We start from the raw sequence: 11,725 nt of genomic DNA on the forward strand, positions 1-11,725 counted from the left end.
CTCCGAGTCTGGAAAAGGACGGTACATTCGTTAATACAGAGCGCCGAATTCAGAGGTTTTATCAAGTGCTTGAGCCACTTGGAGACTCTAAGCCGGATTGGCTCATATTCCAAGAGCTTGCTAATCATCTAGGAGCGAATTGGACTTACCAGCATCCGAGCGAGATCATGGATGAAGCAGCGAGTCTTGCTGGTTATTTTGCCGGGGTGAGCTATGAAAGACTGGAAGGGTTCAATAGTCAAATCTGGCCGGTTGCGAAAGATGGTACGGATACGCCGATCCTTTTCGAAGAAGGGTTCGCGTTTGAAGATGGTAAGGCACGGCTCATTCCGCTTGAATGGACTCCTCCTTTTGAAGCCGGTGCTGAATATGATTTACATTTAAATAATGGCCGACTGTTGGAGCATTTCCATGAAGGGAATATGACGTACAAGTCAGAGGGACTGACACATAAGGTTCCCCACCCATGGCTTGAGGTATCACTGGAGCTTGCTCGGGAACGTGGAATCGAGGATGGCTCTCTCGTTCGTTTAACCTCACCTTATGGTCACGTAAAGGTAAGAGCGATAGTCACAGAACGTGTAACAGGGAACGAATTATACTTAACGATGAATACACGAGAAGATGAGGAAGCGGTTAACCGTCTGACAAGCAGTTATCATGATACGGTAACCCACACACCGAACTATAAGGAAATGAGTGTGAAAATGGAGGTACTGGAAGAAAAGGGAGAATCACCATTGCCGAAAGTGAACTACCGATTCGGGAACCGTCTTCCTCAAATCAGTGTCAGAGTGGAAGAAAAATGGAAACGAGAAGACTTTACTCCCATTACAGAGTTATTCGAATTAGGAGGTGATGATTTTGGCGAAAGCAATCAAGCAAATTAGAAAAGAAGCCCCTAATCCCGAAGCAGAGCAATCAAAAGCGGTCACGGACATCGTCGCAGCCTTGGCAGAAAACCGGGACGCGATCATGGCGACAATCGGAATCGTAGGGCAACTTCATGAAATGGGTGTTTTGAATACCGTGAACGGGCTGCTGGAAAAACGTGTTGATGTAGGGGTGATTGCCGTTCAACAGCTCAATCAGCCTAATATGCATAATACAATCAAGAATGGAATGAATGCTTTTAATTTTCTTGGCCAATTGAATCCTGATCAGTTACAAACGGTACTGAATGGAGTGAGTCACGGCTTGGAAAAATTGGCAGAGAATATAGAGAAAGATGAAAAAGTGAGCTTATGGAAACTAGGAAATAGTATTAGAAACCCGGAAATAAGAACCTCCCTGACGACGATGTTGGGCTTTTTGGAAGGAATGGGAGAGGCATTCCAAGGAGAGAAGCGAGAGTTGCATTAAAAAGGAGCATGGTAAAGTGGAAAATGGATTTCTTAAAGTGGAAGATATGAGAGATGAGAATGATGTTAATAAAGTTCTTCATGCACTGAATGAAGTCTGGGGTGTAAGGGATGTTGAAGTAAGCTTGGCAAACAAGCTGGTTACATTTAGCTATGATGAGAAAGCAGCCTCTCCAATTGATTTTCTCCAGGCTGTTAAAGATACGGGATTCGACATTAAAGAAGAGTAGCCATTCTTCATTGAATCTGGTTATAAAGGAGAGATGGACAATGAAAGTATGTGAAGTATGCGGTGCAAAAGAGGAATTAGATCAAGACGGTAACGGTCAAGAACAAATGAGGATCCTTCATTTATGTGAAACCTGCAGAACCGAGCGCAGTTTCGCCTCCCAATCCTTTATTGAGCAAACATAATCAAAACCTGAAGACCTCGTTCTCGATTCAGGGGACAAAGCGAAAATAGAGTTGAATAACGCATTGATGAATGAGATCGAGACTGAATGGTGGATAAGAACTTTGATGAGGCTGAAATGGGTTTAATAGATGGGAAAGAGCAGAAATGTTAATTTAACAGCATTTCTGCTCTTTCCATTTTATGTTGTTTTAATGAAAACCTCATCTGTCAGCGGTGACGGACCGAATATCCTCTTACCTTCATATGAAATTTTTTGTTAATTCCCACTTTACTTATTTGATTTATAAGATTAAAATCGGATAAACAAGATTATAAAATGGGCTGATTGGACAACCGAAAGCTCCTGAGCGCGATAAGCGAACAGGGGCTATTTGTGTTCATTTTGAAAAAAGGAGCCGAAGGCATGAATATTGATCATATTGAAGCTTTTATGTATGTCGTTCACTTTAATAGCTTCCATAAAGCCGCAGAGGCGATGTTTTTATCACAACCAACCGTATCGGCAAGAATTAAGACGCTTGAGGGGGAACTCGATACAGAACTATTCGAAAGGCAAGGGAGGGGAATCATTTTAACCGAAAAAGGGAAAGCCTTCATTCCATTTGCGGAGCAAATCATCCGCACATTCCAACAGGGGAAAAAGCAGCTGAAGGCAGGAAGTGATTTGGAGGAAATAACGATTGGGGCCAATATCATTACATCGCAATACTTTATTCCGTTCGCGCTTCCTCTTTGGAAAGAGAAAAACCCAGATTTACGCTTTAAATTCATATCGGCAACAAATGAGGAATTAATGGATAAATTGCTTCGGAAACAGGTTGATATAGCCTTCATGAAGGATGTTGCACATAGTGGGCTGCAAAATCATAAGACGCTTGATAATTCGATTCGATTAGTCGTATATCCGGGACATCCTTTTCAAATTCAAACCGAGCTTTCTGTGCAGACATTAGCAATGGAGCCGCTCGTGTTTTTTGAGTGCGGTGCATTTGACTGGAATCAGGTTCATAAAATATTTGAAGTCTCTAACGTGGAGCCGCGGTTTGAATTTCAGGTTAATCACCTAGAAGTGGCGAAATCATTGATTGTTAGCGGAAGCTGTATCGGTTTTTTGCCGTATTTATGCATTAAAAAGGAGTTGGAAGTGGGTACGTTGGTTGAAGTGGATGTATCCCATTTAATCAAGATCAAGCAGCACATCTATCTTACTCACTTAAATCAGGGGGTGGGGGCTCCTTTATTATGGAATGACATCCTTTTTTCCATACAGGAATACGAGCAAAACCATCATCCTTCACCGTTACAATCGAATCGATAGATATTTTCTATCGATGCCATATTTTTTTCTATTGGTAAAACCATTGCCAACCGCATGTTCTGGTGATAGGATATATCAAAATCAATTAATCGTATAAATTAACTCGGAATTAAAGCGGAGGAGAGAAAATATGAGTTATACGCTTGGCATTTTAGATCAGAGTCCGATATTTCCCGGTTCTACAGCAGTTGATGCATTACAGCAAACCATCAACCTGGCTAAGCATGCAGAAGAGTGGGGGTATAACCGTTTCTGGGTTTCGGAACATCATCATGCCGACACCTTGGCGGGATCCTCACCGGAGGTATTGATATCGCATCTTTTAGCCCAAACCCAGTCGATTCGAGTAGGGTCGGGAGGTGTCATGCTTCAGCATTATAGTCCGTATAAAGTGGCGGAAAACTTTCATGTGCTATCAAATCTTTCACCTGGCAGAGTGGACCTTGGCATCGGAAAGGCACCCGGGGGACTCCCCTTATCCACGAAGGCGCTGCAGCATGGTACAGTGAATGATGGAAAAGATTTTGAAGAGAGGTTATCTTTCTTGCAAGAAATAATTGAAAATTCGATCAATGATACCCACCCTCTTGCAGGCGTTCAAGCGACCCCGCTTCCGTCCATAAAACCTGAAATGTTCTTGCTTGGTGCCAGTGCTGACAGTGCGAGGCTAGCCGCCAACCTTGGTATCGCCTATGTATTTGCCCGATTTATCAATAGCAATGAGACTGTACTCGATGATGCTGCACGCATTTACCGGAGCATCTTTCCGACTGGGAGCTTTAAGGTATCGGTTGCCGTGATTGCCGCTCCTTCACAGCAAGAAGCAACCCAATTAATCGGTGATCAAAAGATAGTGAAAGTCCATCTCAGAAGCGGTCGTTCAGTGACGGTCCAAACACTCGAGCAAGCAGAAATATTCGGGAAGCAGGCTGGGGAATCATACGAAATTGAAGAACAGGAATCCACTATCATTGCCGGGACTCCCACATACGTAAAAGAACAGTTAACAAATTTACATGAAAAGTACGGGGTAGATGAGTTCATCTTGCATACGCCGGTTTTAAAAGAAGCAGAAAGATTACGATCTTTCCAATTATTGAGCCCGCTCCAATTAGCCTTACCTGAAGGGAAACACGTAACGAGCCCAAGTTGATTTCTTCACTCACAGGGAAGTAAAAGCAAAAAAGAATAAAAGGGGGAGTATGGATGTCTGAGCGGAGAAAGTTGAAATTAGGAGCGCTTATTCATGGAGTTGGCGGAAGCATATCTGGTTGGAGGCATCCTGACATTCAAGCAGATGCCAGTGTCAGTATCGAATTTTATACGGAGCAGGCTCGGAAGGCCGAAGAGGGAAAATTTGATTTATTATTCATCGCTGACGGTTTATATATCAACGAGAAATCGATTCCCCATTTCTTGAATCGATTTGAGCCACTTACTCTTTTGTCCGCACTTTCAGCAGTGACGACAAGGATAGGGCTTGTCGGTACTGTTTCGACTTCGTATAGTGAGCCATTTACTGTAGCCCGGCAATTCGCTTCACTTGATCACATCAGTCATGGACGAGGGGGATGGAACCTTGTTACTACGCCTCTTGAGAGTACAGCCTTGAACTATAGCAAAACCATTGAAGAACATCCCGATCATGCCAAACGGTACCGGATTGCTTCAGAATATATCCAGGTCACTAAAGGCTTATGGGATTCATGGGAGGATGATGCGTTTATCCGGGATAAAAAGTCGGGTAAGTTTTTTGAGCCTTCAAAAATGCACCATTTAAATCATAAAGGAGAATTCTTCTCTGTACAGGGACCGCTTAACATTGCTCGATCCAAACAGGGGCGTCCGGTCATTTTCCAAGCTGGTTCATCCGAAGACGGCAAAAACCTTGCTGCCAAAGATGCGGATGCAATCTTTACGGGTCATCCAACTTTGGAAGAGGCGCAGAAGTTTTATCAAGATGTTAAAAAAAGGGCCATTGCATTCGGGAGAAACCCTGATGATATTGTCATCCTTCCGGGTATCGCCCCGATCATCGGTGCAACTGATGAAGCGGCAGAGAACAAATATCAAGAACTTGCTAATCTTGTTTCCGTCGATAAGGCGCTCGATTATTTGGGACGGTACTTTGATCATCATGATTTTACGCAATATGATGTGGATGCCCCTTTCCCGGATCTCGGGGACATCGGAAAAAACAGTTTCCGAAGTACGACCGATCGAATTAAACAGGAGGCCAAGGAGAAACATTTGACGCTCCGTCAAGTGGCCCTTAATGAATCTACACCCCGTACTCCCTTTATTGGAACTCCAGAGAAAGTGGCGGATTTGATCCAGCAATGGTTCGAAGAGAAGGGGGCGGACGGATTCATTTTTGCTTCAAGTGTCCCGAACGCTTTGAATGACTTTGTTCTCCATGTGGTTCCCATCCTTCAACAAAGGGGGATATATCGTACTGAATATGAAGCAGATACATTAAGGGGCAACCTGGGGCTTCCGTTTCCGGAAAATCGTTATGCGAAAGAAAAAATCAAACAATAATCAAAGGAGGAATATGATATGGGAGAACAGCTATCTGTCGTCGTTTGGTCAAAACAAGGCTGCCACTATTGCGAGGATGTTAAACAATACTTAAAGGAAAAGGGCATTGCTTATCAAACGGTGGATGTTACCAAACAGGATGAACGGCGCGATATTTTAGAAATCAAATATGGCGTCCGGTATGTGCCCATTATTGAAATCGGGCGGGGGAACGTCTATGAGGCCGTTACAGAAGTCGGCATCCCCCATCTTGAAAAAGCACTTGACCGGTACCATCACAAAAATCCAGCATTTTAACCAAAATTCATGAATCAGCAGCAGATAGAAAGGTCTTGAACAGGTGAATGAATAAATCGCGACATAATTCCGACTATTCTTGTTTGGATAATGAACTATGGAGATGGGGGATGAATCATGTCACAGCTAATCCGTCTTGCTACTGTTACGGATGCCTCTGAAGTGCTGGGGGTCACGCTTAGGGCGTATGAACCGATTAGGGATTTGAATATTAAATTTTTGGCTGCGACGGCTGATCTGCAGTTAGTGACGAATAATATTCGGCGGAATCTCACTTACGTATTAGAACAGGATGGCCAAATTGTATCGACCGTGACCGTTCGCCATCCATGGAATGATCCTGAGCATTTCAGTCCCTACCCCTTCATTTGGTGGTTTGCGGTAGATCCCTTATATAAGCAAAAAGGCATCGGATCGGCTTTGTTAACTTGGGTGGAAGAAAATATGCTTCGGGATCAGGTGAAAGCGCCGGCTGTCTATTTGGCGACAGCCGATCGCCACCCTTGGCTTGTATCCATTTATGAAAGAAGAGGCTATGAGATTTTTGCCGAACGAGTTCACGATGGCGAAAAGATTGTCTACCTACGTAAAATTCTAGATGAAACGCTGTACCGCATCATTGAAAATAAAGAACCATTGGTTAATCAATAAAAATGTCGGGGGAAATTGAGATGAAAAAAATATTATTTTTGGTGATGGCACTGCTGCTGACTGTTTTAGGAGCTTGCTCTTCGAAAGAAACAACGAGTACAGCAAAATCAAATGCAGGTGATACAGAAAATAAAAAAGTTCAGAAAATCATTGTAGGAACAGGCACGCAATTCCCGAATATTTGCTTTTTGGATAAGAACGGGAAGCTGACAGGATATGATGTCGAGTTGGTTCGCCAAATCGATGAAAAGCTCCCTGAATATGAATTTGAATTTAAAACGATGGATTTTTCTAATCTTTTATTAAGTTTAGAGACGAATAAAATCGATTTCGTTGCTCATCAAATGGAAGTGAATGACGAACGAAAAGAGAAATTCCTTTTTAATAAGGAACCATATAATGTCTTTCCCCTACAGGTTACCGTTCATAAGGACAACAATGATATTCATTCCATTAAAGATCTAAAAGGGAAAAAAGCGATAGTGAGTGCAACGAGCAATTCAGCCGTATTTCTTGAAAAGTACAATAAAGAAAATAATGCCGGCATTGACATCATTTATTCAGGCCAAGGTGCCGATGATACGAAGAATCAAATCAAAACGGGCCGGGCCGATGCCACCATCACGACACCATTTGCAGTCGACTTCTTGAATGAACAAGCAGATGCACAGCAAAAGGTCGTAGGTGAACCGCTCCTTAATTCAAAGGTATACTTTTTGCTAAGAAAGGATGAAACGCCTTTACAGAAGAGAATTGATGAAGCACTTGTGGAGCTGAAAAAGGAAGGGGCAGTGAGCGAACTTAGTAAAAAGTGGCTGGGTGCTGATTATTCAGTCGGATTTTAATTAGATTGTCGTAAGCGCGGAGGTGCTAAAGCATGGGGAAATCATTCGATCTTTCTTTAATAGTCGATTTCGTACCGACTTTAATCCATTATCTAGGGGTTACGTTACAAATTCTGGCAGCCTCGGTTTCATTAGGGATGATCCTTGGGATAGCGGCTGCCATCCTGAGGGTATTCCGTATCCCGGTCTTGAATCAATTTGTCATATTGTATATTTCCTTCATTCGTGGAACCCCCATATTAATCCAATTATTTCTAGTGTTTTATGGGCTTCCTGCCATCCTTTTATTCATTAACATCGATATTTCAAGAATGGAGGCTCTGTATTTTGTCATTATTACGTATGCACTAAGTAATGGGGCGCATTTTGCAGAGATTTTTCGAGGGGCGATAAAGGCTGTCGATCATGGGCAAACGGAAGCAGCCTATTCAGTGGGGATGAATAATAGCCAAAGTTTTTTTCGGATCGTGCTTCCACAGGCAATACGGATCGCTTTTCCCAATATCGCTAACGCCATCATCGGATCATTGAAGGATACCTCTCTTGCCTTTACCATCGGTGTGATGGATATGATGGGGAGAGGAGAGACATTGATTGCTGCAACGGCACACGGTCTCGAAGTCTACCTTTCCTTATCCATCATCTATTATGCAGTTGTGCTACTGTTCGAGAAAATATTTAGATTGTATGAAAATCGCATCAACCGGCATCAGGCAGTCAATGTGTCTGCTGCTGGATAACAAAAGGAGGAGGGAAGGTTTTGACGATTGATATTCTATTTATCTGGACTGCTTTCAAGGAGATTTTGAAGGCACTTCCCACTACGCTTTTCTTGACGATTATTCCTCTTTTAGCAGGTTTTCTAATCGGTCTCGCCGTTGCCTTGATAAGGATTTATAAAGTGAAATATTTAGCTGGAGTGGCGAATGGATATGTTTCTTTCTTTAGAGGAACGCCGATCATCATGCACATCATGCTCATTTATTTCGGTTTTCCGCTATTGATCGATCTAATTTCCGCGAAATTCGATTGGGGCATTCAATCTAATTCCATCCCAATCAGTTTATTCGTCCTGACCGCCCTATCGTTGAGTGCGGGTGCTTATTTATCGGAAATATTCAGGTCCGGAATCATCAGTGTCTCGACTGGACAAATGGAGGCAGCTTATTCCATAGGCATGAATACCTTTCAAGCGATGACACGCATCGTTTTGCCTCAGGCAATGGCCCAATCCATTCCGAATTTCACGAATATTTTCATTGGATTCCTGCATACTTCATCGATCGCTTTCATTGTCTCCCAAAAGGAAATGACAGGTGCAGCCAATATAGTTGCATCAACCAATCTGAAATTTTTGGAGTCTTTCATCGCCGCTGGTTTCATTTACTGGGGTCTCACAATCATTGCGGAGGGACTTTCGTTTTTCATCGAGAAAAAAGCCACTGCCTATAATCGAGGAGGAGTACAATGATTTATTTAAAAGATATAAAAAAATCATTTAACCGGCAGCCCGTCTTAAAAGGAATCAATTTGAAGGTAGGCAAGGGTGAAGTAGTGACCATCCTTGGACCTAGCGGATCTGGAAAAACGACCTTGCTTAGGTGCTTGAACTTTCTGGATAAACCAGATGAGGGCATTGTTCAAGTGGGAGATGTACAGGTGAAGTCCACGAAGGCGACCAAAAGGGAAATCTTGTCCCTGAGGAGACAATCGGCGATGGTTTTTCAGCATTATAATTTATTTGCTCATAAAACCGTTTTGGAAAACGTGATGGAAGGATTAATTGTTACAAAAAAATATAAGAAGGCGGATGCGAAACGAGAAAGCGAGCTTTTATTGGAGAAAGTAGGGTTGGGTGATAAGCATAACCATTTCCCTTCGCAATTGTCAGGCGGTCAGCAGCAACGTGTGGGAATTGCCAGGGCCCTTGCTTTAAATCCGGAAGTCATCCTATTTGATGAGCCAACATCGGCACTTGACCCCGAACTCGTCGGAGAGGTGCTATCGGTGATAAAAACCATTGCCCAGGAAGGCATCACGATGGTTATTGTAACCCATGAAATGAGTTTTGCCAAAGAGGTATCCGATCGAGTTCTCTTCATGGACGGCGGGATCATCGTGGAAGAAGGCTCTCCGCTTGAAATTTTCAATGCTCCCAAAGAAGAACGAACACGACAATTTTTAAACAGGATATCAAGGGATATTCCTATACCGTATTTAGAAGAAAAAGCTAATTGAAGGAAGGGGCCAAGGGGAGATGACTAATCCAATCGTAGTCAATGAATTAATTGAAGAAGACAAAGAGGAGGTCCGCCGCTTATTGGTTGAAAGTTATCAGCAGTATGAATTTGAATATTCGAACCCGGAAGCTTGGGATGGATATTTGAAGAATATTCAATCCTCCGTGGATAATCCACTTGTTGATAAGGTATTGGTTGCAAAGTGCCAACAGGATATCCTTGGTACATTACAGCTTTTTCAATCATCTGAAAAGGCATATGAAAAGCCTGAACTTGGAATTTCTTCACCAATCATTCGGTTGTTGGCCGTTCATCCCCAATCAAGGGGGCGCGGTATTGCACAGGAATTATTAAAAGCTAGTGTACAGTATGCAAAATCGCAAGGGGCGTCCAGTTTGTACCTGCATTCTACCGACAAGATGCATAAAGCCATTAAATTATATGAATGGTTTGGCTTTAAACGGGATGAAACGAAGGAATTCCAAAATCATGATATTTTAGTAAAATGCTATCGCTTGGATTTATAGCAGGAAGGAGGCTTCTGTATGGGGCGAGAGTTGGAAAGCCGTTTAATAGCGATACGGCGTCATTTACATCAACATCCCGAGTTATCGAATGAAGAATTCGAAACGACAAAGTCGATTCGAAAGTGGCTTGGGGAAGAGGATATAGAAATCCGCCAGACAGGATTGAAAACAGGTGTTTTTGCAGATATAAAGGGTGGGAAACCAGGACCGACAATAGCGATAAGGGCGGATATCGATGCTCTCCCGATCGAGGAGAAAACCGGGCTTCCATTTGCTTCAAAAGTAAAAGGAGTGATGCATGCCTGCGGGCACGACTTTCATACCGCAGCTGTCATTGGCGCTGCTTACTTGTTGAAAGAATATCAACCGGAGCTGAGCGGAACCGTGCGCTTGCTTTTTCAACCGGCAGAAGAGTTGGGCGGCGGTGCTGCTTACGTGATAAAAGACGGCCAAATCGACAATGTCGCAGCCATAATCGGACTGCATAATAAACCGGATTTACCTGTCGGGACCATAGGGATAAAAGAAGGAGCGCTAATGGCGGCAGTGGACCGTTTTCAGATTGTGCTTCAAGGCAAGGGCAGTCATGCGGCGATTCCTCAAAGTGGAAATGATCCAATAGCAGCGGGAGCCCAGCTTATTACCGCTCTGCAAACTATCGTCAGCAGAAATGTATCCCCGCTGGAAAGTGCGGTAGTAAGCGTGACGAGGATAACAGGTGGAAGCACGTGGAATGTAATTCCGGGTGAGGTCACACTTGAAGGAACGATCCGGACTTTTGAGTCGGCAATACGGGAGGAAGTAAAGCGGAAATTTCATTCGATCGTAAATAATATCGCGGCCGCTTTTTCACAGGAGGCTGTGATTGACTGGTTTCCAGGGCCGCCTGCGCTTCATAACCATCCAGCTATTACAGAGATGGCACGCAGTTCCGCTTTGGGGCAATCATTAGATGTAATCGATCCAGAACCTTCAATGGGTGGGGAGGATTTCGCTTATTATCTTCAACATATTCCCGGTACTTTTGCCTTTTTTGGTACGAACGGAAACGAAGACTGGCATCACCCAGCCTTTACGGTTGATGAAAAAGCGATAATGAAAGCCGCCTATTTTTTATCTGAAAGTGCCAAGGATTTATTGTGTAAACATGGAGAGTGGTGAAGGCAGGATTTGCCGAGCACATTTGGGGAAAGACTTTGTACGTTGAATTGAAGATTCGTGAGGGCAAAGAAATGAGAGACAAGGAGGACCCCTGTCTCTGGCATTCTTTCTTTTTATTGCCATACATAACTTTTACTAGAATGAGAAGGGACATTTCAGCAGCTGCATCATTTTTAAAACGATTAGCCTTTTCCTGCTTGGAATCCGGGATATTTGGTCATTCCGCCATCAGCGTATAAGGTCATGCCCGTTACGTAGCTTGATTCAGCTGAGGCTAGCCAAGCAGCACAAGCGGCAATCTGTTCCGGTTTTCCGATATATCCCATTGGAATTAAGTCGATGACCTCTTGTTTAGCTTTTGGATCATTG

At 43.4% G+C, this 11,725-nt stretch carries 16 protein-coding genes; 15 read left to right on the plus strand and 1 reads right to left on the minus strand.

What is annotated here, in order from left to right; translation table 11 throughout:
- The 15 genes from CVN76_RS26250 to CVN76_RS26315 form a co-directional block, all read left to right on the plus strand.
- A partial coding sequence (locus tag CVN76_RS26250; protein ID WP_157805809.1) for a molybdopterin oxidoreductase family protein occupies positions 1–890 on the plus strand: 890 nt, incomplete at its 5' end.
- Positions 865–1,362, plus strand: a complete 498-nt coding sequence (locus CVN76_RS26255) for a DUF1641 domain-containing protein (RefSeq protein WP_100533656.1) — start codon at positions 865–867, stop codon at positions 1,360–1,362. The genes CVN76_RS26250 and CVN76_RS26255, both read left to right, overlap by 26 nt.
- Before the next feature lie 16 nt (positions 1,363–1,378).
- The gene (locus CVN76_RS26260) at positions 1,379–1,591 is read left to right on the plus strand and encodes a heavy-metal-associated domain-containing protein (protein WP_100533657.1); all 213 of its coding nucleotides are present in this window, start codon (positions 1,379–1,381) and stop codon (positions 1,589–1,591) included.
- Positions 1,592–1,631: 40 nt separating this feature from the next.
- A complete protein-coding gene (locus tag CVN76_RS31515) occupies positions 1,632–1,775 on the plus strand; it encodes a hypothetical protein (protein WP_198512656.1) in 144 nt (47 codons plus the stop codon).
- Positions 1,776–2,179: 404 nt separating this feature from the next.
- Positions 2,180–3,094, plus strand: a complete 915-nt coding sequence (locus CVN76_RS26265) for a LysR family transcriptional regulator (RefSeq protein ID WP_100533667.1) — start codon at positions 2,180–2,182, stop codon at positions 3,092–3,094.
- A gap of 130 nt (positions 3,095–3,224) precedes the next feature.
- The gene (locus CVN76_RS26270; protein ID WP_100533658.1) at positions 3,225–4,247 is read left to right on the plus strand and encodes an LLM class flavin-dependent oxidoreductase; all 1,023 of its coding nucleotides are present in this window, start codon (positions 3,225–3,227) and stop codon (positions 4,245–4,247) included.
- Positions 4,248–4,300: 53 nt separating this feature from the next.
- Positions 4,301–5,635 carry an LLM class flavin-dependent oxidoreductase gene (locus CVN76_RS26275; protein WP_100533659.1) on the plus strand — a complete coding sequence of 445 codons (1,335 nt, stop codon included), beginning with the start codon at positions 4,301–4,303 and terminating at the stop codon, positions 5,633–5,635.
- Positions 5,636–5,653: 18 nt separating this feature from the next.
- Positions 5,654–5,932, plus strand: coding sequence for a glutaredoxin family protein (locus CVN76_RS26280; RefSeq protein ID WP_100533660.1), 279 nt, complete (start codon positions 5,654–5,656; stop codon positions 5,930–5,932).
- Positions 5,933–6,049: 117 nt separating this feature from the next.
- Positions 6,050–6,583, plus strand: a complete 534-nt coding sequence (locus tag CVN76_RS26285) for a GNAT family N-acetyltransferase (protein WP_100533661.1) — start codon at positions 6,050–6,052, stop codon at positions 6,581–6,583.
- A gap of 20 nt (positions 6,584–6,603) precedes the next feature.
- On the plus strand, positions 6,604–7,428 hold the full coding sequence (locus CVN76_RS26290; protein WP_061143580.1) for a transporter substrate-binding domain-containing protein: 825 nt from the start codon (positions 6,604–6,606) through the stop codon (positions 7,426–7,428).
- Positions 7,429–7,460: 32 nt separating this feature from the next.
- Positions 7,461–8,168 (plus strand): amino acid ABC transporter permease, encoded by a 708-nt coding sequence (locus CVN76_RS26295; protein WP_100533662.1) that lies wholly within the window; start codon positions 7,461–7,463, stop codon positions 8,166–8,168.
- 20 nt (positions 8,169–8,188) lie between these two features.
- A complete protein-coding gene (locus CVN76_RS26300) occupies positions 8,189–8,899 on the plus strand; it encodes an amino acid ABC transporter permease (RefSeq protein ID WP_100533663.1) in 711 nt (236 codons plus the stop codon).
- Positions 8,896–9,666: an amino acid ABC transporter ATP-binding protein gene (locus CVN76_RS26305; RefSeq protein WP_100533664.1), complete on the plus strand. Its 771-nt coding sequence runs from the start codon at positions 8,896–8,898 to the stop codon at positions 9,664–9,666. The genes CVN76_RS26300 and CVN76_RS26305 overlap by 4 nt, the downstream gene beginning before the upstream one ends.
- Before the next feature lie 19 nt (positions 9,667–9,685).
- The gene (locus tag CVN76_RS26310) at positions 9,686–10,195 is read left to right on the plus strand and encodes a GNAT family N-acetyltransferase (protein ID WP_100533665.1); all 510 of its coding nucleotides are present in this window, start codon (positions 9,686–9,688) and stop codon (positions 10,193–10,195) included.
- A gap of 18 nt (positions 10,196–10,213) precedes the next feature.
- Positions 10,214–11,356 carry an amidohydrolase gene (locus CVN76_RS26315; protein ID WP_100533666.1) on the plus strand — a complete coding sequence of 381 codons (1,143 nt, stop codon included), beginning with the start codon at positions 10,214–10,216 and terminating at the stop codon, positions 11,354–11,356.
- Positions 11,357–11,538: 182 nt separating this feature from the next.
- Here CVN76_RS26315 and CVN76_RS26320 read toward each other — a convergent pair.
- The coding region (locus tag CVN76_RS26320; protein WP_157805810.1) for an SDR family oxidoreductase at positions 11,539–11,725 on the minus strand (187 nt) is incomplete at its 5' end.

This window comes from Bacillus sp. mrc49 (genome assembly GCF_002803435.1).